Origin of the sequence: Pseudomonas sputi (assembly GCF_021603585.1) — a bacterium.
GTDB lineage: Bacteria > Pseudomonadota > Gammaproteobacteria > Pseudomonadales > Pseudomonadaceae > Aquipseudomonas > Aquipseudomonas sputi.
In genome coordinates, this window is the sequence record NZ_BQHI01000016.1 from 50,303 (window position 1) to 73,357 (window position 23,055).

Here is a 23,055-nt window from a genome sequence, read left to right on the forward strand (position 1 = left end):
TGTGCGCCAGACCTAGGCGATCAGTTGCGCCCAATTCAGCGAAGCGCTGTCGTTCAGCACAAAGCCTTTGCCAGTCAGACTCAGGTTCGCGTTGTACGCCTGATCCCGGGCGAACGCCGCCGCCCATTTTTCCTGCAGCGCAGTCAGTGCCTGGCTGGTCTGTGCGATATCGCCCTGATGGATGACTTGCACCGATGGCGTCCAGACAGTCAGGTAGCCGGCCTCGCCGGCCCTCAGGCACAGATCGACATCGCTAAAGCCGGCAGCGAACGTGCTGTCGTCCAGACCGCCCAGCGCCTCGAACAGCTCTTTGCGTACCATCAGGCATATGTCGGAAACCGCCGAGTAGTTCTGGTCCACGGACAACCGATACAAATAGCCTTCGGCGTCGTGTTTCTCGCCGATGAATGCAGAGCCGACACCACCGTTCATGCCCAGGATCAGGCCAGCCTGGCTGACCTTGCCGTCGCGGTTGACCAGTTTGGGGCCGACCACACCGATTTCCGGGCGTAGCGCATGGTTGAGCAGCGAGTCGAGCCAGTTCGGATTGACCACTTCCGCATCCGCTGCCAACAGCACCAGAAACTCGCCTTGAGCCTGCTGGCTGGCCGCGTTGCACAGCGCAGCCGTGCTGAGCGATTGATCGGCGCGTAGCACGCTGACTTTCGGGTGCTGATAAGTCCCGAGCCAGTCATTGACCTCGGCCGATTGCGAAGCCGTGGTTGCAATCAGGATTTCGTACTTGTGATAGCGGGTGCGCAGCTGCACACCTTCCAGGCAGCGTTGCAGCGCAGACAGATCGTCCCCGGCCGGGATAACGATCGAAACCAGAGGGCGATCACTATGGTGATAATCGATCTGGTAGACCCCCGGCACCGCCGACGTGACCTTGGCCTTGTAACCGCGATTGCCCAGATGACGCAGCAATGCCAGACGCTCATGCGCATTCTCTTGCAGCTCCGGTGCCTGAGTGATCAGCAGCGGTTCATCGAGGTGCGCCAGACTGTTCAGGCCACCCTGCTCAATGATGCGCAGCAGCAGATCGAACTCCAGCGCCTTGCTGAAATCGGCACGGTAGCCGTCAACGTTCAGCAAAACTTCGCGACGGATCAGCCAATGCCGCGCCATCAACCCCGGCAGGCTCAGCAACAGGTCGAGATTGAAGCCCGGACGGAACACGTCCATCAGCGCCCCGTTTTCCCGCCGCTGTATCTCGTCCGTGGAAACGGCGCTGATACCGCCGGCATTCATCAGCTCCAGGCTGGCGCGCAACAGGCCGCCGGCGGTGAACTCATCCCCTGCCTCAGCCAGCAGCAACCAGTCGCAAGGCGACTGACGAGCACTCTGATTGAGTTTGTCGACGAGATTGTCAGGCGTCACGCGGACAAAGTGCAGGGTGTTCTGCGCAGTGGTCGCCACCGGTGCTTCACCGGTGGTGAACACGACAATGCGGAACGCCTTGCATTGACCCTCGAGCAGACTGTCGAGACTGACCTGCAACTTGTCGATATCGTTATCCATATCCAGCAGGAAGATGCCGAACTGCGGGCCACCACCGTTGACGGCCAGGTGCTCGGCAATCGACGCGATCTGCCCGGCATCGGCCTGACGCGACTCCAGCCACTTGAGCAGACGGCCGGACTGCATCTTGTCGAATACCGAGTGGTGATCGGCAACGGTCAGCGTTTCCAGGCGTGCGATCCAGTCACGCATCTTCTGCGCTTCTTCATGCTCGCCAGCCAGTTCCAGTTGCGCGGCCAGGCGTTTGGCGACCGTGCGGTTGAACGCATTGAGGTCATGGGCCTGCCACAGACGGTCGAGCACACTTTCAGGGGTGTCGTTGTTGCGCGCCTGGATCAGATGCGCCTGACGGGTCCACACCCCTTCCAGACCTTCGAGTTGAATACGCCCCGCCGGCATTGCGTGCAGCATGAATTCAAACTGTTCGAGGCGATCGAAGAACTCCTTGTTGTAGAACGGCATTTCGACATACTGCAGAGGTCCGAAACGGCGATCCGGATGTTTGAGCTCCTGGTTCCAGGTGGACTGGATGATCAGCTCGGCCGTCAGGGCCCGATTGGTTTGAAGGCTGTCGACCATCGCCTCGAAGCTTCTCAAGGCAAACGCCTTGCCCTGCTCCGGGTTCAAATCCTTGATACCGGTCGGCAACGATGCCAGGAATTCGGCGAAGGCCTCGCGCTCGGCCACCGATTTGGGATCGATATAGGTCAGCGAGTGATACACCTCGGTGCTGTGCTCGGAGGCGCCATAGTTGATCTCGCGCACCACATACGGGATCGGCAGGATCCGCGCCTTGGCACTGGCCAGCAGGAAGTACACGTGGCCGATTTCCTGCCACTGGAAACTGGTGCCCGGCGGCAATGCCGAATGCCAGGTTTTCATCAGGTCGGTACGGGTCACCGCGTAGAACGGCGGGATGTACTGACTCATGTAATCCACGACCCGGTCCTGCGCCCGCTCGGACGCGTAGTCCTCCTGCACTTTCTTGTCGCGGCGGTAGTAGCTCACGCCACCGGCCAGCGCCAGGTACATCATGCAGTAGCCATGGCACATGCCGTAGTCAGGGTTCGCCTGCAGGAAGCCCACCGACTCGGCCAGCGAATCGTGCAGGATGAAATCGTCGTCGGCTGCCAGCACCATGTACGGCGTGGTCAGTTGCTCCGCGCCATAGGCCAGCTTGGCCTGCATACCCCAGTAGGCGAACTGCGGCACATGGTGGTAATCGACCGCGGAAAAGTCGCCTTCTGGCCGCTCGGCGGTGGAGTCCAGCACCATGATTCTGCAGGGCAAGCTGCTGTAATACTTCACCGCCCGACGCAGGAACGCCGGACGATTGTGCGTAATCAGCACCACGGTCAACAGCTCGTTGAGCGGTAGCGTCAATTCAGAACTGAACTTGCCTTGCATAACTTTCTCCACAACCGGCGATCCGCCGAGATAACGCTTGGGTGATGTTGCGAATTAACGAACGCGGCGCAGATAGCCGTCCGGCGCCACGGTGATCAACAGCTTGTTCTGCAACTGAACATCGATCTCGAAATCCTTGCTCTCTTCCAGGTATTTCCACACGGCGGTTTTCGGGTTGTCGCCCGGGCCCCACGGACGATCCGGGAAGAAATCAGCCGGCATGTCTTCAACCACGGTGTCCATCACCACGCAGTAGCTGTCGACCGAAACCAGTGGCGCGTAGAGGCGCAGCTCTTCGAGCACGTGGTCGTGGGTGTGGTTGGAATCGAGCACCAGAATGACTTTCTTGCCTTCAGCGGCAGCGCGAACCTGAGCGGCGATGGCCGGGTCGATGCTCGAACCTTCGATCATCTTGATGCGCTTGCTCATCGGGTGGCTTTCGATGGCTTCGCGGTTGTGCGCACGGATGTCCAGATCGATGCCCAGCACTTCGCCGTGACCTTGCAGTTCCAGCAGGGAGGCGTAGTAGATAATCGAACCGCCGTGGGCGATGCCGCACTCGATGACCAGATCCGGCTTCACCTGCCAGATGATTTCCTGCATGGCCATCATGTCTTGCGGCAGCTGGATGATCGGACGGCCCATCCACGAGAAGTGGTAGCTGTACTTGTGCTTGGCTGATTCGTTGAAGAAATCGCGGGCCAGGCCGGTGAGTTTCTGGTCGTCACCCTGCTGGGCGATCTGCTCGCGGCATTCGGCTTCAAAAGCTTTGTTGATGCTGTTGTCGGTCATTTTCAAAATCTCAAGGGTCACTGGAACGAAGCGCTGTCGACGGCGTGATAGACGTAACGTCCACCGGTCATCCGCTTGATCTCTTCGAGGTAATTGGAATTCATCACAAACAGGTTGGCGCCCTCGGGCAAGGCGTCCATCGCCTCTTGCGGCGAGGACACCCGGGCGCCGCTCAGGGGCAGGTAACGCCCCTGCTTGGCCGGGTTGATGTCGACCACCCGATCCACCGCCACGCCGGCGCGTTGCAGGAACAGCGAATAGATCACGCCTTTGGACGAGGCGCCCCAGATCGCCGAACCCTGCTCGGGCGCGCCCTGGATGATCTGCACCGCGCGCTCGAGGCTGGCGGTGAAATCGTCCGGCAAGGCCAGGCGTGGCACCGGTTGTTCCGGAGTCAGGCGCAACGTGGCGAGGTCAGCGACGATGTACAGGTACTGGCCACCGAACAGGTGACCGGCCTCGTGCACCGTGCCGAACATCCGGCGCAGGTCGTCGAGGCGGAAATAATTGACGTGCTCGTAGAACAGGTCGAACCAGGCGCGGTGTTCGAGGATCCAGTCGAAGCACGGCACTTCGATGTAGATCTGCCCGCCGCCCTGGTTGGCTTCAGCAATCACCGCCAGAAAGCTCAGCGGATCCTGAATGTGTTCCAGCACATGACGCAGCACGATGGCGTCCGCCGCAAGGCCCAGGCCTCGGGTGAACGGGGCCTTGATCACGTCGGCGTTCTCGCCTTCGTAGGCCGGGTCGATGCCGGTGATGTGGTAACCCAGGCCCTTGAGCAGCTCCAGGAAATAACCTTTGCCGCAGCCGACTTCGATCAGTTCCTGGCCCTTGAAGTGCCGGGCAATGATGCCTTCGACATCGCTCAGGTGTTTCTGGAACTGGCCGGAATGCGCCTGCTCGTTCTGGTAATCAGCGTCATAGCTGAGCTTGTCGGCGTCGAACGCCGCATTGAAGATCAGACCGCTGCGTTCATCCTGCACCAGCAACATGTCGGCGCTGGCCGAGGCCTTCGCCGATTCGGGATCGGCAAAGGTGCGGTTCTGCAACACCGGCAAGTCGGTGACCCGATACAACTCGTGCCTCATTGCGGCTCTCCCAATAACTGTTGCAAGCGCTCGGTCACCGCCCAGAACGCCAGCGGTTCGTGGGTCGGATACGGGTAGTGGCCGAGGTTCAGGCCGATGGTCGCGCCGCGTTCACGTACGCGCAGCTCAACCAGTGCCCGCACCGAAACCGGCTGGCCGCTGGCGCAGTTGATCGTGCCGTCGAAGTCGCGTTTGTGCAGGATCGCGGCGAGGTACGCGGTAGCCGTTTCAATCGCCAGGAAGTCCCGCAGCTGTTCACCGGCCGACATGTTGAACGTCGCATCGCCGGCATCGATGGCCCGGTCCAGCGCCGCCAACAGACTGCTGGGGTTCTGCCCTTCGCCGTGCAAATAGAACAGGCGCGCCCACTGCAAAGTGAATGGACGCTCCTGCTGCAGATGCTGCAGAAACAGGTGCAGGGTGTGCTTGGCCAACCCGTAAGGATTGCTCGGCTGCGGCGCCGTGCTTTCGCTGAGCGGGCCGCTCTGCATGCCGTACTCGAAGCAGGTGCCGGTCACCAGCACCTGCTTCACGCCCGCCTCTACCGCGCCTTTGATGAAGCGGTAGTCGGCCATCAGGTTGTGCTCGAAATGGAACAGCGCCCGATAGTTCGGCAACCCCGGCCAGGCCAGGTGCGCGAGTGCATCGACCCCTTCGGTGAGCGCCGCGACATTCAGATCCGCCGCGTGAATATCCGCGCTCACGAACTCGACGTCCTTGATCCACGGCATGTCCGCGGCTTTCTGCGCGTCGCGTGCAACCGCCCGCACTGTGCAACCACGGGCCAGCAACGCTGCGACCAGATGCCGACCGACGAAGCCTGTGGCACCGGTGACCAACACCTTCACAGCACGCTCAACTCAGGCACGGCGATCACGAAGCGGCCATCCCACTGACGCACCTGAGCCAGCTGCTGACTGACTTCGTGCAGCAGGTTCCATGGCAGCACCAGCACGTAATCCGGTTTCTCGATATCGATCTGCGCTGGCGCGACAATCGGAATGCGGCTGCCCGGCAGAAACTTGCCCTGTTTGTGCGGGTTGGCATCGGCGACCCAGGCCAACAGATCCGGCTTGACCCCGGCGTAGTTGAGCAGAGTGTTGCCTTTGGCAGCAGCGCCATAACCGACCACACGCTTGCCGTCGGCTTTGGCCTGCAACAGGAAACGCAGCAGGTCGTGCTTGATGCGTTCGGCGGCGGGCGCCAGCGTCGCGTAGTAGTCGGTGGTTTTCACGCCTGCGTCGAGTTCGGCCTGCAATTGCTGTTGCACCGCTGGCTGCACGGCGCGGCGTGCACCGTCCTTGCGCTGCACGAACACCCGCAGCGATCCGCCATGGGTGGACAACTGGCTGACGTCAAACACTTCCAGACCATTGCGTTCGCACAGTGACTGCACGGCGGTCAACGACAGGTAGGAATAGTGTTCGTGATACAGCGTGTCGAACTGCGCGCCCGCCATCAGCGTCAGCAGTTGCGGGAATTCGAAGGTGGCGACGCCGGTCGGCTTGAGCAGGGTGGCGAAACCACCGAGGAAATCGTTGATGTCCGGCACATGGGCCAGCACGTTGTTGGCGGCCATCAGGTCGGCGGCCCAGCCTTCGCTTTTCAGCTGGGCGGCGGTGTCGCGACCGAAGAACAGTTCACGGATCTCCAGGCCTTTTTCCCGTGCCGCCTGCGCGGTGCTGCGGGTCGGCTCGACGCCCAGGCACGGGATGCCGCGACCGGCCACGTATTGCAGCAGGTAGCCGTCGTTGGCCGCGACTTCCACCACGCGGCTGTCGGCGGTCAGGCCAAAGCGCTCGACCATCTCGGCCACGTAGCGCTCGGCGTGAGCCAGCCAGGTACTAGAGAACGAACTGAAGTAGGCATAATCGGCGTCGAACAGGCTGTCGGCCGAGGTGTAATCCTCGGTCTGCACCAGCCAGCATTGCTGGCACACGGCGACCTTCAGCGGCACCCATTGTTCGGCCTGCTCCAGCCGATCGGCATGCACGTAGGCGTTGGACGGTGGCGAGGTGCCGAGGTCGATCAGCGGCAAGCTCAGCGGTGCAGCGCACCCACGGCAGTTCATAGACGCACTCCAGCAAAGTGTTGATCAAGCGCGGGATGGCTGGAATCCCGGGCTGACAAATTATTGACAGGCAACGGCCAGGCGATCGCCAGCCGTGGATCGTTCACCGACAGCCCGCCCTCGTGCTCCGGCGCGTAATCGGCGCTGTGCAGGTAAAGCAGTTCAGCGTCGTCGGTGAGGGTCTGGAAACCGTGGGCGAAGCCGGCCGGAATCAACAGGCTGCGTCCGTCGCCGGCCTTCAGGTGCTCGGCGTGCCAGTGCAGGAAGGTTTCCGAGTCCGGGCGCAGATCCACCGCCACGTCCCACACTTCACCGCGCAGGCAGGTGATCAACTTGGCTTCCGGGGCGTTGGCGTCCTGATAATGCAGACCGCGCACGCTGCCCTTCTCGCGGGTGCAGGAATGGTTGATCTGGCGAATGTGAAATTCACTGCCGAACGCCTTCAGGCTGCCCTCGCAGAACAGCCGGGCGAAATGGCCGCGCTGATCTTCGAAGCGTTTGTGCTGGACGCTGAACAATCCGGCCAGCGGTAGCTGTTTCAAGGAAAACTCGCTCACAGCGCGCCCCGGTACAGGTTCAGTTGGCCGAGGGTCACGGTGCGCATGTCGTCGCCGTTCTGCCACGCCAGGTGCCAGTCGAGGGTCTGGGTCAGGCATTGCTGCAACGTCCAGCGCGGTTGCCAGCCCAGCACCTGACGGGCGCGGCTGCTGTCCAGGCGCAACAGGCCGGCTTCGTGCAGGTCACTCTTTTCGAGGCGCAGGCCACGGGCCTGAGGCCAGCGATTGGCGAGCAGTTCGACCACTTCGCCGACGCTGCACATGTCCGCCTCGCCCGGGCCGAAGTTCCACGCTCCGGCGTATTCCGGGCCTTGTTCGTAGAGCCCGGCGGCCAGTTGCAGGTAGCCGGCCAGTGGCTCCAGCGCGTGCTGCCACGGGCGCACGGCTTGCGGGTAACGTAGCGTCACCGGCTCGTCTGCCGTCCAGGCTCTGAGCACGTCGGGGATCAGACGCTCAGGGGCGAAGTCGCCGCCGCCCAACACATTGCCGGCGCGTGCGGTGGCCAGGGCCAGACCGTGCTCGGCGTACTTGTCAGCCGGGAAGAACGACGCCGCGTAAGACTGCGCCAGCAACTCGCAGCAGGCCTTGCTGCTGCTGTAAGGATCGTGGCCACCGAGGGCTTCGTCCTCGCGGTACGGCCACAGCCATTCCTTGTTGGCGTAGACCTTGTCGGTGGTCACCAGCACACAGGCGCGCACGCAACCGACCTGACGAATCGCTTCGAGCAGGTTGAGGGTGCCCATGACGTTGCTGGAATAGGTGCCCAGCGGATCGCGATAACCTTCACGCACCAGCGGCTGGGCCGCCAAATGCAGGACGATCTCCGGTTCGGTGTCGGCGATGATCTCGAGCAAGGCGCCGAGGTCCCGCAGGTCGCCGCGCTGATCGTTGATGCCTTCGCTCACGCGCGCCAGTTCGAACAGGCTCGGCTCGGTCGACGGGTCGAGGGAAAAGCCGCTGACTTGCGCACCGAGGCTTTGCAGCCACAGGGTCAGCCAACTGCCCTTGAAACCGGTGTGCCCGGTAATCAGAACCCGCTTGCCGCGCCAGAACTCAGGACTCAGGCCCATTGCTTCCATGGGGCCTCCCCGCTCTGCCACAGCGCTTCGAGATGATTCTTGTCGCGCAGGGTGTCCATCGGATGCCAGAAACCTTCGTGTTCGAAGGCTTTCAGCTGTTCATCCTCGGCCAGTCGAGCCAGCGGTTCGGCTTCCCAGGTGGTTTCGTCGCCCGCGATGTACGACAGCACTTTCGGCGACAGCACGAAGAAGCCGCCATTGATCCAGCCGCCGTCGCCGCGCGGTTTTTCGGTGAAGCCGAGGACCTGATCACCATGCCGTTCAAGGGCGCCGTAACGGCCCGGCGGCTGCACGGCGGTGACGGTCGCCAGACGGCCGTGGCCTTTGTGGTAGTCGACCAGTTGCGCAATGTTGATGTCGGAGACGCCGTCGCCGTAGGTGAAGCAGAACGCCTCTTCATCCTTGAGGTAACGACCGGCCCGCAACAGACGGCCACCGGTCATGGTTTCCTCGCCGGTGTCGATCAGGGTGACGCTCCACGGCTCGCTGTAGTTCTGGTGAACGTCCATGCGGTTGTTGCGCATGTCGAACGTGACGTCGGAGGTGTGCAGAAAGTAGTTGGCGAAGAAGTCCTTGATCGCGTAGCCCTTGTAACCAAGACAGATCACGAAGTCGTGGATTCCGTGGGCGGAATACTGCTTCATGATGTGCCAGAGAATTGGCTTGCCGCCGATCTCGATCATTGGCTTGGGCTTGAGGTGCGACTCTTCACTGATGCGCGTGCCGAGGCCACCCGCCAAAATAACTGCCTTCATCGTCTCCCCTCTTCTACGTCACAGGGCTTGGCCTCGCTGTTGCAGGCCTTTGCGGCTGAACCTTTGCCAGTCCGGGCGCGGGTGAATGACCGCGAGCGCTCGTTTTATGGCGATTTGAGGGGGACTTGCAGGAAACGCGCCAGCTCCGTCAGCCCCGCGTCGGCGGGAGTTCAAGGCATGAAAAAAGGATGAGTCCGTTGCGGGACTCACCCTTTTCATCAAGCTTCTTCAATGAATGGGACGGATCAGCCAAACATCGCGAATCCATCGACCGTGGCCGGCAGGTCGTAGACCTGGCCGTCAGCGGTCTGCAGATGCTCGATGTTGTTGTACCCGGCGTACCAGCCCTGCAGCTTCACGCCACTGTCGGGAACGCCAGTGCTGCCGTCGTTGGCACCATGCAGATAGGCGTCGTCACCGATGCGGGTGACGTTCAAGTGGCTGAGATTGGCGATGGTGTTCAGGATCAGGGTGTCATTGATATCCCAGCCCTCGTCCTGAATCGATACCAGCCCGGTGGTGTTCACCACGTAGGTGTCATCACCCGTACCGCCATAGGCACTGCCGCCAGAATGCAACTGACCGGCAAGATTGAGGATCAGCAGATCATTACCCTCATCGCCGGTCAGCAGGTAGTTGCGCTCTGCGCCCGTCAGGACATCGTTACCCGCCCCGCCGCGAGCATCCCCGCCGAACACTGTAATGGTGTCATTACCCTCGTCGCCACTGGCGAGGGTGTTCGTATCATGGGAATCGCTGATGATGACGTCGTCACCGGCGCCCCCCGACAACAAATCGGAGTTGTAGCCTTGCTCATCGAGACCGGACGCCAGACCGCCATAAATGCGGTCGTTGCCATCCCCACCAAAAATGAAGTCGAAGCCAGCGCCACCCTCAAGGATGTTGTTACCCGAGTCACCGTACAGGTGATCATCAAACCGGCTGCCGCGCAGGCCTTCGATATCGATAAAGGTGTCACCGAGGGCGATGCCGGTCTGCATGCTCCAGTTCAAAACAGCGTACAACCCTTCAGTGCTGTCGTCGTAGCTGACGATGTCGATACCCGCACCACCTTCGAAGCGATCCGCACCTGCACCACCTGACAGGACGTCATTGCCGGCACCGGAGATGATGGTGTTTTCCAGGTCGTTACCATACCCGGTGAAGTCTGCAGTACCGGTATACGTCATGTTCTCGACGAACGCTGCCATATGCATCGACGACACACTGGTGTTCAGTTGATCGGTGCCACCGGGGAAATTCTGCTCGACGATGATCACATCCTCGCTGTTGATCGTGTAAACGTCATCGCCCGCCCCACCCACCAGGGTCAGACCGCCGACGTTGGCGGTGAGATGGTCGCTGAACCAGGTGCCGATGACCTTCTCCACATTCAGCAGTCTGGCGTCAGTTGTTCCGCCGCCATTGCCGATCTGGATGTCGACCCCGTCAAAGGCGTTGAGATAACTCACAATGTCATAACCATCGGCGCCATCGACGATCATCGCACCATCAAACAGGTACAGGGCGTCGTCGAAGTTTGAACCCTGAATCGCTTCAATGCTGGTGAAGCTATCGCCATAGGCGATGCTCGACCCGTCGTTAGTCCAGTCAGAAATCCTCACACCTTCAAGGCTGTCGCTATAGCTGACGGTATCGAAGCCATCGCCACCCACGAAGTGATCAGCGCCGGCGCCACCCCACAGCCAGTCGTTGCCGGCGCCACCGATGATCTCGTTGTCGCTGGCATTGCCGTAACCCTTGAAATCGCCCGTGCCGGTAAAGGTCAGCTTCTCGATGAACGGGTCCATCTTGATGGTGTTGAGACTGGTGCGCAGCTCGTCGTAGCCGAGATAGTTTTCCTCGATGATCGTCACACCCTCGCTGCCGACGATATACACATCGTCACCTACACTGCCTTCCAGCGTCACGCCGGCCACATTGCTGGTGAAGGTGTCATTTTGAAAAGTGCCGAAGACCTTCTCCACGCCGATCAGCGTATCGACCTTGCCGTCAGCGGCAGTGACGGTCGTCGAGGTATCGTTGAACTCGACGCTAACCCCCGAGGACAAGGCGTAATAATTCGCCGTATCAAAACCTTCACCGCCATCCAGCACGTCTGATCCCGCAGTGGCGAACAGCAGATCATCCGACTCCAGTCCATAGAGTTCGTCATTGCCATCGGTGCCCCACAGGCCGTCCGCATCACTCGTTCCATTCACTACTGACATTTGCGTCTTCCTTGCGTTGTTGTTGAATCGGGAAACCTGCCTCACGGGCACAGGCCGATCACGCCAGCAGCAACCGTCCGAGGTCAGCGAATAGAGAAGTATCGACAGGGAAATCGCGATGCTTGAGGCTCTGCGGTAAAAAAGTGTCGATACTGATACAAACAGGATATTGAAGACGCAAAAAAGGCGACTCGAAAGTCGCCTTTTTCAGCAGTGCCGGTCAGTCCGCCAGCCAGCCGTTTTCCCAGTACCGCAGGTTGTCGCCCCGCAGTACGTAGTCGCGCAATACGATTTCTCGCAGTTCATCGCCCATGCGATAGCTCGCATCGGGATCGGCCAGGTGCATGCGGATTGCCTGCAGCCACTCGTCCGTGGAGTTGGTCTTGACCCGGGTGCACGGCAGGTAACCCTGATAGGCCTCGGTGTCGGTGCAGACCACCGGATAGCCGCACGCGCCGTACTCCAGCAGGCGCAGGTTGCTCTTGCAGTCGTTGAAGATGTGGAACTCCAGCGGTGCGAGGGCCAGGTCGAGGTTGAGGCTGGCCAGTTTCGCCGGATACACATCCAGCGGGATCACGCCGTGAAACTCATGCATGTACGGGCGCAAGTCATCCGGGCACATGCCGAAAAACACCCAATCGACCTCGTTTGCCAGCTCACGGACCACATCGGCAATCACCGCCAGATCTCCGTGGTGACTGGTGCCGCCACCCCAGCCGACCCGCGGCTTTTTCGAGGTGCGACGCTGGCTGTGCAAGTCAGTCCACAAGTGCCGCGACAACATGTTCGGTACCACCCGGATGTCGTGATGCATGTCCGACAGAACGTTGGCCAGCGGCTGGGTAGACACCACCACACGATCGCACAGACCGATCGCCCGCCGCACCAGCCGCTCCATTTCCTGCTTGTTCGGCATGTTGCGGATGTGCGCGTTGCGATGAGGGACATCGATGACATAGTCGTCAAGTTCGTAGATCCGCCGGGCGTTGAAAAAGTTTTTCAACGGCGGAATTTCCTCGATGGCACCTTCCGAGTAACGCCCTTGCAATACGATCACGTCGGGCGACTGACGCTCGATATCGATGATCGAAGGCAAGCCATAGCAAATCCGCCCTTCGGCACGATTGGCCGCCTCCAGCTCGATCATCGGCTGGCTGATGCGATAGTGGCCGATAGCGGAAGCGTTGATCGGTACCGCCAGCACATTCGGCAGCTGCGTGCACGAAAACGGGCTCCAACCGGTACGCAGGCCCGGCTCCAGACTGAAGCTGGTCGCACCGACCCCCTGCACCGCCAGATTGACGTTAAACGCAGGATCGCGCGCAATCACTGGCAACCAGCGCTTGTAGAACGTTTCGTGCTCCTGAATCTGCAGTTGCTCTTCTTCTGCCGTGGCCTCGGCCGTCGGCCGCGCGCCCAGGGCCAGCATGGCATAAGGTGTCCAGACCACCAAGTAACCTTCCCGGCCGACGCGCAGACACAGATCCGCCACATTGAGGGCCTGCGCCAGATCCTGTTCGTCGAGCCCGTCGACAGCTTCGTAGACAGTCTTGCGAATCATCAGGCAATCACCGCCGACCGCACTCAGGTCATGCACCGCCTGCAAGCGGAACATGTACCCGTCCGCCTGCAGCGACTGACCATAGAAGGGCAATCCCACGGCGCCCTGCATGCCCAGAATCAGGCCGGCATGCAGCACGCAACCGTCCGGATTGTACAACTTGGCGCCGACGACCCCGACTTCCGGACGCTGCGCATGATTGAGCAGTTCGTCCAGCCAGTCGGACTGGGTAATCACCGCAAAGGTATTGAGCATCAGCACGTATTCGCCGCGGGCCTGCCCTACCGCAAAGTTGTGCGTGGCGGCGGCATTGCCCTGCTGCGCAAAGCTCAGCACGCGAACCCGGTCACTGCCCAGTTGCGCCATGCCGTCCAGCCAGGCCAGCGCTTCGGCGCTGGTGCTGCCGTTATCGACCAGCAGCAGCTCGTATTCGGTGTAGGCAGTTTTTTCCAGCAGCGTCTCGACACAGCGCTGCAAGGCGGCGGTCTGGTCTTTGGTCACGATAATGATCGAGACCAACGGACGCCGTGCGTGATGATAGTCGACGCGATTGAGCAGTTCGGAGCTGCCACGGCGAATGTCATGGGCCAGACCGAGCCGTTGCAGATGCGCCTGGAGCACCCGCGGATTCTGTTCGAGGACGCCCGGGGCCACGAGCCATCTGGACAGGTCAAAAGGCGATTCCAGCATGACCTCGGCGATGTGGCCGACAACCTGTGTGCCGTCGTTCTCGACCAGTCGCCACAACACATCGTGCGGCGCCAGCTGAGCGAAGTCAGGAGCGAAACCACCCAGCGCCAGAAAACGCTCACGCTCGAATGCCAATGCCCGACCGACATAGGGGTAGCTGCGCATCAGGTCGAGGTTGAAATCCGGCTTGAATGCAGGCTCTGCGGACTCCCCGTTACGCAAGCTGCCCTCGTCGCTGTACAGACATTTCAGTGACGGGTAATGCACGATGCGCTCGGCCATGACCAGCAATGCCGGTGCCACCAGCCGATCACCGGCCTGCAGCAGGTAAAACCAGTCGGCTCCCGCCAATTGTGGCAGCAGCGTATTGATCTGTTCCATGCCGTCGTCTTGCAAAGGCATGCGGAACACCCGCCCGTCCAGCTCGGTTTCGGTACACGAGGCGGACAGGACAAGGATCAGCTCCGGCGGATAATCCTGGGCGGCAAGCGATGCCAGCGTGCGTTCGACACCGTCACGACTGCCCTGCCCGTCGATGACGATCGGCACGATCCGGGGTTGATGCGACCAGCCGGCCAGGGTTTCCGGCAACAACGTGCGCTGACCTTCGGTCAGTACCCGGCAATTGAGCCACTGCGCGTAGAGTTCGGCAAAACTCCAGCTGTCGATGCCGACACTCCACTCCTGGCGGCTCTGCTTGGAGCCCAGAGTGCGACTCAGCGGCAGTTCCTCCCAGACCCGGGGAGACTCGTCGGCCTTGCTCAGCGGAACATAGCGAACCCATCCCGGCGCCGGCGCTGCTTCGCCGCTGCGCGATTTGAGCATCTGCAGCATCCACTCACGCTCGACCTCGAGCGCGTCTTTCATCGACTGTTGCGCACTCAGGCGTTCCGGGTACAGCCGCTCGGCGCTGAGCACGTTGTTGGACACCGCCAGATTGCCGCGCCGCAGCAGGCAGACGTACAGAGCAAAATCCAGCGAAGCGATGAAACAGTGACCTTCCTGAGTCAGCGCCGGCAACAACGCTTCAACGTCGGCACGCCGGAACATCGCGTTAGTAAACCCGCCGAGGACATTGACCGGGAATTTCTCGAAGATGCCCAGCAAGTCGTCGCCCTTGAACAGACCGCTGTGCGGCGACAACGATGTGTTTTCCAGGCGCGCGGGCAGGATGATGTCCTGCGCATCCCACAACAGTCGCTGGGCCAGTACCAGACTGACCTCTTCACGCATCATCTCCTGGGCCTGCTGCCGGATGCAGTCGGCATACAAGTGATCGTCGTCGCACAGGAACTTGATGAACTCACCCCGCGCCTGACTCAGGCACGCCTTGAGGTTGCCGATCATTCCCAGAGTGCGCGGATTGCGCACATAACGTACCTCGACGCCGGACTGCTCGATGACCGAGGCTACGATGCGTTCGATCTCGGGACCCCGACTGTCATCGCAGACGATAATTTCCAGAGGGCTGTAAGTCTGGCTGACAGCACTGTTCAATGTCCGCTCGAAAAAGCGTGGATTGAAGGCAGGAATGACGACGCTGACAAGGGGAAGTGAATTCACGGCGGACTCGCAAGCGGCGGGAACCCGCCCGGAACAGCGAGCCCTTTGAAACCGCAGAAAAAGACAAAGGATACAGAGCGATCGGAGCAAGCGGGCGCTTGCGCGCCCGTTCAGGCTTCAGATCTTGTTGAACAGACCCAACTGAGAGATTTTGCTGAACGCCAGTTGCGAGGCCTGCAGCATGGTCTGCTGCAAGGTCAGGCGGGTCATCACTTCGGCCGGATCCGAATCACGGATCGTGCCCTGGGTGCTGGCGTTTGCCAGTTGCAGGCTCTGGTTGGTGGTGCTCTGGTCATCCAGCGACTGCCCGCGGGCACCGATGGACGTCACCGCACTGCCGATCTGGTTGGCGGCGCTGTCAATGTTGCCCAGCGCCGACTCCATCGCCCCCTGGAATTTCTGCTTGGCCACCGGATCACCGTCGATCGGGGTGTTCAGCGCCGTGACCATCTGGCCCAGGGTGTCGAGCACGTTCTGAGTCTGATGGTTGTTGGACTGGATCGAGAACTGGTCACCGGCCGCTGGCGTGCCACCGAGGGCAAAGGTCACGCCTGCTGCCGTGGCGTTGCCGCCGGCCACAGTACCCGACGAGATCGGCTTGCTGTCGGCGGTGACAGGCGCCGCGTACAGGTCGAAGTCCGTGGCGCTGGTGAATTTCAGCACCGCGCCGCCGCCGGACGGGAAGGCCGACGTGTAGGCTGCCTGGTTGGTCACGCTGGAACCGGTGATGACCGCCGTCGACGGGTTGCCCGGGCTGCGTGAGGTGGTGAACGAATCCGGCGAAGCCGACAGCTGGAAGCTGTGACCGGCAATGACTGCGTCCGGGTTGGTGTCACCGGCCTTGAGGTTGATGTTCAACTTCATGTCGACGCCACGGAAGCTGACCGTCTGGTTGGCGCCGTTGCTGTTGCTGATCAGACCGTTCTGGCTGGCTTCGGCCGTCACATCGTTGCCCAAGGCATCGGTGATCTTCAGCTGAGTGCTGCTGATGAAGTCCACGGTGTACGGCTGGCCGGCCGTGAACTTGGCGTTATACGTCGCGGCGGTGCCTACGATACCGTTGGTCAACACCACGCGACCGTCATCAACGGCCGGAGCCGTCATATTGGTCTGGGTGCGGGCAGTATTGATGGTCTGCTGGAAAGCATCCCAACCGGTGGTGTTGGTGGCCACCGACAGGCCGTCGCCAATGCCCAGGTTGATCTGGGTCTGGTCACCGTTGTAGGTGTAGGTGCCGTCGGCATTCTGCGAGTACGGCGCGGTATCGGTTTTCGAACCGGAGAACAGATAGTTGCCGTTGGCATCCTTGGAGTTCATCAGCCCCAGCACCTGTTGCTGGATCTGGCTCAGTTCGGCGGCGTAAGCCTGGCGGTCCTTGTCGGTGGCGATGCCGTTGTTGGCTGCCAGCCCGATTTCCTTGGCGCGCTGCAAGGCGTCGGTGATGGCCGTCAGCGTGGACTCCTGAACGGTCAGCGAGCTCTTGGTGGTGTCGATGTTGCCTTTGTACTGATCAAGCATCGCGGCTTGCTGACCCAGGCGCAGCAAACGACCCGCTCCGATCGGATCGTCGGCGGCGGTGTTGATGCGCTGCAGGCTGCTGGCTTCGTTGGCGGTCGCGACCGTCTTGCTGTAGTTGCGCTGATATTGGGCAGCTTGCGTCGCGTAATACTGGGCGGTGGAAATGCGCATGAATTACGGCTCCTTAAAGACTGTTGATCAGCGTGGCGAAGGTTTCCTGCGCAGCTTTGATGATCTGCGAAGACGCTGTGTAGTACTGCTGATACTTGACCAGGTTGCCGGTCTCTTCGTCCAGGTTGACCTGGGACAGCGAGTCCCGCGCCCCCTGGGCCTGATCCAGGATCACCGTGGTGGCCGCGCTGTCGGACTTGCCCTGGGCGGCCTGGGTACCGACGTTGGTCACCAGTTTGTTGTAGGCGTCGGTCAGGCTGATGCCCTTGCTCGCCGTGCCGGTGTCCACGGTCTGCTTGGTCTGCAAACCGACCAGCGCCTGGGCGTTGCGGTTGTCTGAAGAAGCTGCGCCGGTCAGGTTGATGGTGAAGGTTTCGCCGGACTTCGGCGTCGCGCCCACGGTGGTCTGCACGGTGAAGGTCTTTTGCACGTTCGGAATGACGGTGGTGTCCATCACCGGAGCACCGGTGGAATCGACCATGCCGATCTTCAGGTTCAGGGTGTTCGCCTGACCAGGAACGATGACGCCGGAGCCGATCGTGGCGCCCTTGGCGTCAACCATGTTGTAAGTCTGACTGCCGCTGGTGGTGGCGCCGAATACCAGTTTGACCGGGGTCGAATACTTGAGCGCGTTCTGCAGCTCCGCCTGGGCCGCCGGGTTGTAGATGTCGACAACGTCGGTCAGCGTCGGCTGAGTGTAGGTGCCCGAGTTGTTGGCACTGGCCACGCCGGTCAACGGTGCGGCTGCGGCGATTTTCTTCGGGTCGGTGAGCACGGTCTGGATGCTGGCCGCCGCGTTGCGGGTCGGGGTGATCTTGAACGTGTCGCCGGCGCTCAGGGCACCACCGTTGAGGGCCAGGGTAAAGCCGTCGATCACCGGAGGCGGTGTGGTCGTGGTGCTGAACGAACCCATGTCGGTGCCGTCGGAGCGCTTGACCGTGTAGTTGGTCGCGCTGGTGAAGGTGACCTGGTAGTCGCTGGTGGTCAGCTTGCCGGTGTCCTTGATGGTGACGTCAAGGTTGCCCGAACCTGCGCTGTTGCCGGACTGGGCAATACTGCGCTGGCTGATCAGGGCGGCACTGTTGATGTCGTTGAAAATCGCCGCGCCAAAGTCACCGTTCTTGTCGATGCCCTGGGCTTGCTGGCGGTTGATCTGGTCGGCAACGACCAGCGCCACACGGCCCAGTTCATTGAGTGCAGGATCGAGCACTTCCTTGCGATAGGTCAGAAGGCCGCCGATTTCACCACCGGTCATCGCCGAGGTGATGTCGATGGTGCTCGAACCACGATCCATCTGAATGCCCATGCGCGACGGGTCACCCTTGACCGGCACGGTGCTCAGGGTATTGGTGGTATTGCCGATGACCAACGGCTGGCCGCTGCCGATGTAGATGTCGAAGCTGGTGCCACGTTCAACGACTTGCGCGCCAGTCAGCTCGGAGAGCTGACGCACGGCTTCGTTACGGCTGTCGAGCAGATCGTTCGGCTGGCCGCCGCTGGTGGAGATCTCGCCGATCTTCTGGTTCAGCGTGGCAATCGAGGTTGCCAGTTTGTTCACCTGGGACGCCATGTCGGACAGGTTGCCATTGAGCGTGGCGTTCTGATCGTTCATCTGCTTGGCCAGCGCATTGAAGCGACTGGTCAGGGCCTGCGCGCCGGTCAGCACCGACTGGCGGGAAGTGTCGTCGGTGGCCGAGGTCGATACGCCTTGCATCGACGTGAAGAACTTCTGCAGCACACCGGTCAGGCCGGTATTGGTGTCGGACAGCGAGCCGTCCAGCGCGGTCGCCTGCGCACCGAAAGCGGCGGCTTCGCTATTGAGCGACGTGGCGGTACGCAGCTGAGATTCAAGGTAGGAGTTGTACACCCGGCGCACGTCGGCCAGGGTCGTACCGGTACCGATGAACACGTTGCCATACTGGATCGAGGACTTGGTGCCCTGCACGGTTTGCTGGCGTGAATAACCGGCGGTGTCGACGTTGGCAATGTTGTTACCCGTCACAGCCAGAGAGGACGAACTCGCGGCCAGTCCCGACATCCCGATATTGAGCAAACTCATGATTCAAACCTTACCTTGTGTTTATAAGGGCGTCGTTGAAACGCCGGCCGCAGCGTAGTTCTGATTGACCGTCATCTGCCTGGCAATCTGCGAAATCTTCGTCGCGTAGTTCGGGTCGGTCGCGTAACCGGCCTTTTGCAATTCGCGTACAAACTGTTCTGGGTTATCGGCCGACTTCAGCACATCTTGATAGCGATTATTGCTCTGCAGCAAAGTCACCAGATCGTGGAAGCTGTCCTTGTACGAGGCGTAGGAACGGAACTCGGCCGTCTCCTTGACCATCTGCCCGTTGCGGAATTCGCTGGTGATCGCCCGGGCCGAATCGCCCTTCCAGTTGCTGCTCGCCTTGATGCCGAACAGGTTGTGACTGCTGCTGCCGTCCTGGGCGCGCATGACCGATTTGCCCCAGCCGGTTTCCAGCGCAGCCTGAGCCACCAGGTAACGCGGATCGACGCCAATTCGCGCGGCGGCTTCCTGCGCCATCGGCAGCATGGTGTTGACGAACTGGTCGGCGTTGCTGAATGCGCGCTTGGCGGGCGCCAGCGGGATCTGCGCCATGGCTCGGCCGTAAATCTGCATCTGCCCGCCGGAAGCCTTGTCTGCCTCGGCACGGTCCAGCCAGTCGCCGTTGTACAGCGGGCCGGAACCGGTAACAGCGGCAGTCGTGGCGCGTTGCGGCAGTTGAGTGGTCGCTGCCGGCGTGGCCGACGGCACCAGACCGGCGAGCAAGCGATCCGCCAGTTTCGGCGGCAATGCCAGACGACGCTGGTTGATCATTTCCATGTCATTGCGATGGGTCAGTTCGGTGTTCGGCGCATGCACCGAACGCGACGCCCACAGTGGACGCTCGCCGTTGAGTCGCGACAACGGGCCATTGGTGGCCACGGTGCCGGCGGCAATCGGCGTGGCTACGGCAGCGGCCTTGGCTTTGGCTTCTTCCTGCTTGGCGGCGGATGCGGCCGCAGCCTCGCCTGGCGCCATCGGTTTGTTCTTCGACATCTGCTTGATCAGCACGTCGGCCAGACCGATACCACCGCCCTCGCGGGACATGGAAACCGCCAGTTGCTGGTCGTACATTTCCTGATACTGCTTGGCGGCCGGCGTGTTGAGCGGGTTGTCCTGGCCCAGCGCTTCGGTGGCCGAACGCATCGACTTGAGCATTTCACCGAGGAACAGCGATTCGAATTCCTGCGCGACCTTGCGCATGTTCGCATCGCTGTTCTTGTCGCCGACCTTGAGCTGGTTCAGACGATTGAGGTCAGAGTACGAACCCGAATCGCTGCTGCTGACCAGACCGCTTTTGCGCATATCCATGGTCGCCGTCCTCAGATCACGATCAGGTCGGCTTGCAACGCGCCGGCCTGCTTCAGTGCTTCAAGGATGGCCATCAGGTCACCCGGCGCGGCGCCGACCTGGTTCACCGCACGGACGATCTCGTCGAGGGTGGTGCCCGGGCCGAACTTGAACATCGGCTTGGCTTCCTGTTCGGCATTCACCCGCGAGCGCGGCACCACGGCGGTCTGACCGTTGGACAGCGGGCCCGGCTGGCTGACGATCGGGTCTTCGGTGATGGTCACGGTCAGGCTGCCGTGAGTCACGGCGGCCGGCGACACCTTCACGTTCTGGCCGATGACGATGGTGCCGGTACGCGAGTTGATGATGACTTTCGCCACCGCCTGACCCGGATCGACTTCGAGGTTTTCCAGGATCGACAGGTAGTCGACGCGCTGGCTCGGATCGAGCGGCGCGGTCACACGGATCGAACCGCCATCGATGGCCTGGGCCACGCCCGGGCCGAGCATGTCGTTGATCTTGTCGACGATGCGCTTGGCGGTGGTGAAGTCGGAGCGGTTGAGGTTCAGCGTCAGGCTGTTGCCCTGGTTGAAACCGCTCGGCACCGAACGCTCGACCGACGCCCCGCCAGGGATGCGACCGGCCGACGGAACGTTGACGGTGATCTTCGAACCATCACGACCTTCAGCATCGAAACCGCCGACCACCAGGTTGCCCTGGGCGATGGCGTAGACGTTGCCGTCGATACCCTTGAGCGGGGTCAGCAACAGGGTGCCGCCGCGCAGGCTCTTGGAGTTACCGATGGACGACACGGTGATATCGACCTGCTGACCCGGTTTGGCGAACGCCGGCAGATCGGCACTCACCGACACTGCCGCAACGTTTTTCAGCTGCACGTTGCCCGATCCCGGCGGCACCTTGATGCCGAACTGCGAGAGCATGTTGTTGAAGGTCTGCAGGGTGAACGGGGTCTGCGTGGTCTGGTCGCCGGTGCCGTTAAGACCGACCACCAGGCCGTAACCGATCAACTGGTTGGAACGCACGCCGGAAATGCTGGCGATGTCCTTCAACCGTTCGGCTTGTGCATTGAAGGCCGCCGACAACAAAAATGCGGCCACCATGAGGCTTCTGAAATTCAACGTAGCCACCTAGAAAGGGAACAGCGGGCTGAGGAAGAAACGGTCGAACCAGCCTGGCTGACTCGCATCGGCGAACGAGCCGGTGCCCGAGTAGGTGATGCGCGCATCGGCGACCCGGGTCGAAGACACGGTGTTGTCGGTGGCGATGTCATCGGCACGCACGAGACCGGCGATCCGCACCAGCTCGTCGCCGGTGTTGAGGGTCATCCACTTTTCGCCACGCACGGCGATGATGCCGTTGGGCAGCACGTCGGCGACGGTCACGGTGATCGAGCCGGTCAGGGTATTGCCCTGGGCCGCCTTGCTGTCACCCTTGGTCGCGCGGTCGCCTTCGTAGCTGGCGCTCAGGCTCAGGTCATTGCTGCCGATCGGGTTGTTGGTGGTTGCACTGCTGCCGAACAGCGACGTCAGGCCGATGCCGGTCTTGCTGTTCTTGGCCACCTGCGAGTTGGCGTTCTTGCTGGCCTGGGTTCTTTCGTTGAGGGTGATGGTGATGATGTCACCGACCCGAAAAGCCTTGCGGTCGCTGTACAGGTTCTGCTCGAAACCGGCCTGATAGATCGAGCCGTTGTTGGCGGCCGACGGCAACGGTGTGCGCGGCAACACCGGGGCGTAGTAAGGATCATTGGGCTTGGGCGTCGGAGCGACGCAGCCCGCGAGCGAGACGACCCCACTCAATGCCACAACAGATACAAAGCGCTTCATGACCCTTACCTCACGGTGTTGCAGGCGACCTCATGGCCGCCTCATAGACTTGATTACAGATTCTGCGTTACGAACGAGAGCATCTGGTCGGCGGTGGAGATCACCTTGGAGTTCATCTCGTACGCGCGCTGGGTGGTGATCATGTTGACCATCTCTTCCACGGTGCTGACGTTGGAGGTTTCCAGGGTGTTCTGCAGGGTGGTGCCGAAACCGTTCAGGCCCGGCGTGCCGACTTGCGGCGCACCGGAAGCGGCGGTTTCCAGGAACAGGTTGTTGCCCACCGCTTGCAGACCGGCCGGGTTGATGAAGTCGGCGGTTTGCAGGTTGCCGATCACTTGCGAAGCGGCGTTGCCGGCAACGGTGATCGACACGGTACCGTCGCGGCCGACCGTGAAGGTCTGGGCGTTGTTCGGGATGACGATGGCCGGCTCCAGGGCAAAACCGCTGGCGTTGACGATCTGGCCGTTGGAGTCGAGGTGGAAAGTACCGTCACGGGTGTAGGACGTGGTGCCGTCCGGCTGCAGAATCTGGAAGAAACCGCGCCCGTCGATGGCCATGTCCAGCGGCTGCTCGGTGGTTTGCAGGCTGCCGGCGGTGAAGTTCTTCTGAGTGCCGACGATGCGCACACCGGTCCCCACTTGCAGACCCGACGGCAGTTCGCTGTCCTGGGTCGACTGGGCGCCTGGCTGACGCTTGATCTGGTACAGCAGGTCCTGGAACTCGGCGCGGTCACGTTTGAAACCCGTGGTCGACACGTTTGCCAGGTTGTTGGAAATGGTGGTCAGGTTGGTGTCCTGGGCGGACAGACCGGTTTTGGCAACCCATAGAGCCGGAAGCATTCGATTCTCCTCG

16 protein-coding genes are annotated in these 23,055 nt (G+C 61.4%); all 16 read right to left on the reverse strand.

Annotated elements, in window-relative coordinates; all coding sequences use genetic code 11:
• Positions 1-12 precede the first annotated feature (12 nt).
• Entirely contained in the window at positions 13-2,928 is a 2,916-nt protein-coding gene (locus L6D81_RS20215) for a glycosyltransferase family 2 protein (RefSeq protein ID WP_236181633.1), read from the reverse strand.
• Between the two features lie 54 nt (positions 2,929-2,982).
• Complete coding sequence (locus L6D81_RS20220) at positions 2,983-3,720, reverse strand: cephalosporin hydroxylase family protein (RefSeq protein WP_039765554.1); 738 nt, start codon at positions 3,718-3,720, stop codon at positions 2,983-2,985.
• A 17-nt stretch (positions 3,721-3,737) separates the two neighbouring features.
• Positions 3,738-4,811: a class I SAM-dependent methyltransferase gene (locus tag L6D81_RS20225; protein ID WP_236181634.1), complete on the reverse strand. Its 1,074-nt coding sequence runs from the start codon at positions 4,809-4,811 to the stop codon at positions 3,738-3,740.
• Positions 4,808-5,659: an NAD-dependent epimerase/dehydratase family protein gene (locus tag L6D81_RS20230; protein WP_236181635.1), complete on the reverse strand. Its 852-nt coding sequence runs from the start codon at positions 5,657-5,659 to the stop codon at positions 4,808-4,810. Before L6D81_RS20230 ends, L6D81_RS20225 begins: the two co-directional genes overlap by 4 nt.
• On the reverse strand, positions 5,656-6,882 hold the full coding sequence (locus L6D81_RS20235) for a class I SAM-dependent methyltransferase (RefSeq protein WP_236181636.1): 1,227 nt from the start codon (positions 6,880-6,882) through the stop codon (positions 5,656-5,658). Before L6D81_RS20235 ends, L6D81_RS20230 begins: the two co-directional genes overlap by 4 nt.
• Positions 6,879-7,439, reverse strand: a complete 561-nt coding sequence (gene rfbC, locus L6D81_RS20240) for a dTDP-4-dehydrorhamnose 3,5-epimerase (RefSeq protein WP_236181637.1) — start codon at positions 7,437-7,439, stop codon at positions 6,879-6,881. The genes L6D81_RS20235 and rfbC overlap by 4 nt, the downstream gene beginning before the upstream one ends.
• Positions 7,436-8,518: a CDP-glucose 4,6-dehydratase gene (gene rfbG / locus L6D81_RS20245; RefSeq protein ID WP_236181638.1), complete on the reverse strand. Its 1,083-nt coding sequence runs from the start codon at positions 8,516-8,518 to the stop codon at positions 7,436-7,438. Before rfbG ends, rfbC begins: the two co-directional genes overlap by 4 nt.
• Complete coding sequence (rfbF, locus tag L6D81_RS20250; protein ID WP_236181639.1) at positions 8,500-9,273, reverse strand: glucose-1-phosphate cytidylyltransferase; 774 nt, start codon at positions 9,271-9,273, stop codon at positions 8,500-8,502. The genes rfbG and rfbF overlap by 19 nt, the downstream gene beginning before the upstream one ends.
• A 245-nt stretch (positions 9,274-9,518) precedes the next feature.
• Positions 9,519-11,504 carry a calcium-binding protein gene (locus L6D81_RS20255; protein WP_236181640.1) on the reverse strand — a complete coding sequence of 662 codons (1,986 nt, stop codon included), beginning with the start codon at positions 11,502-11,504 and terminating at the stop codon, positions 9,519-9,521.
• Between the two features lie 220 nt (positions 11,505-11,724).
• The gene (locus L6D81_RS20260) at positions 11,725-15,318 is read right to left on the reverse strand and encodes a glycosyltransferase (RefSeq protein ID WP_236181641.1); all 3,594 of its coding nucleotides are present in this window, start codon (positions 15,316-15,318) and stop codon (positions 11,725-11,727) included.
• A 117-nt stretch (positions 15,319-15,435) separates the two neighbouring features.
• Entirely contained in the window at positions 15,436-17,007 is a 1,572-nt protein-coding gene (locus tag L6D81_RS20265; RefSeq protein WP_236181642.1) for a flagellar hook-associated protein 3, read from the reverse strand.
• Positions 17,008-17,020: 13 nt separating this feature from the next.
• On the reverse strand, positions 17,021-19,066 hold the full coding sequence (gene flgK / locus L6D81_RS20270; protein ID WP_236181643.1) for a flagellar hook-associated protein FlgK: 2,046 nt from the start codon (positions 19,064-19,066) through the stop codon (positions 17,021-17,023).
• 21 nt (positions 19,067-19,087) lie between these two features.
• A complete protein-coding gene (gene flgJ, locus L6D81_RS20275) occupies positions 19,088-20,380 on the reverse strand; it encodes a flagellar assembly peptidoglycan hydrolase FlgJ (RefSeq protein ID WP_236181644.1) in 1,293 nt (430 codons plus the stop codon).
• Between the two features lie 11 nt (positions 20,381-20,391).
• The gene (locus tag L6D81_RS20280) at positions 20,392-21,480 is read right to left on the reverse strand and encodes a flagellar basal body P-ring protein FlgI (protein ID WP_039765528.1); all 1,089 of its coding nucleotides are present in this window, start codon (positions 21,478-21,480) and stop codon (positions 20,392-20,394) included.
• 27 nt (positions 21,481-21,507) lie between these two features.
• On the reverse strand, positions 21,508-22,203 hold the full coding sequence (gene flgH, locus L6D81_RS20285) for a flagellar basal body L-ring protein FlgH (protein ID WP_085605729.1): 696 nt from the start codon (positions 22,201-22,203) through the stop codon (positions 21,508-21,510).
• 53 nt (positions 22,204-22,256) lie between these two features.
• Positions 22,257-23,042 carry a flagellar basal-body rod protein FlgG gene (gene flgG, locus L6D81_RS20290; RefSeq protein WP_007958342.1) on the reverse strand — a complete coding sequence of 262 codons (786 nt, stop codon included), beginning with the start codon at positions 23,040-23,042 and terminating at the stop codon, positions 22,257-22,259.
• Positions 23,043-23,055 lie beyond the last annotated feature (13 nt).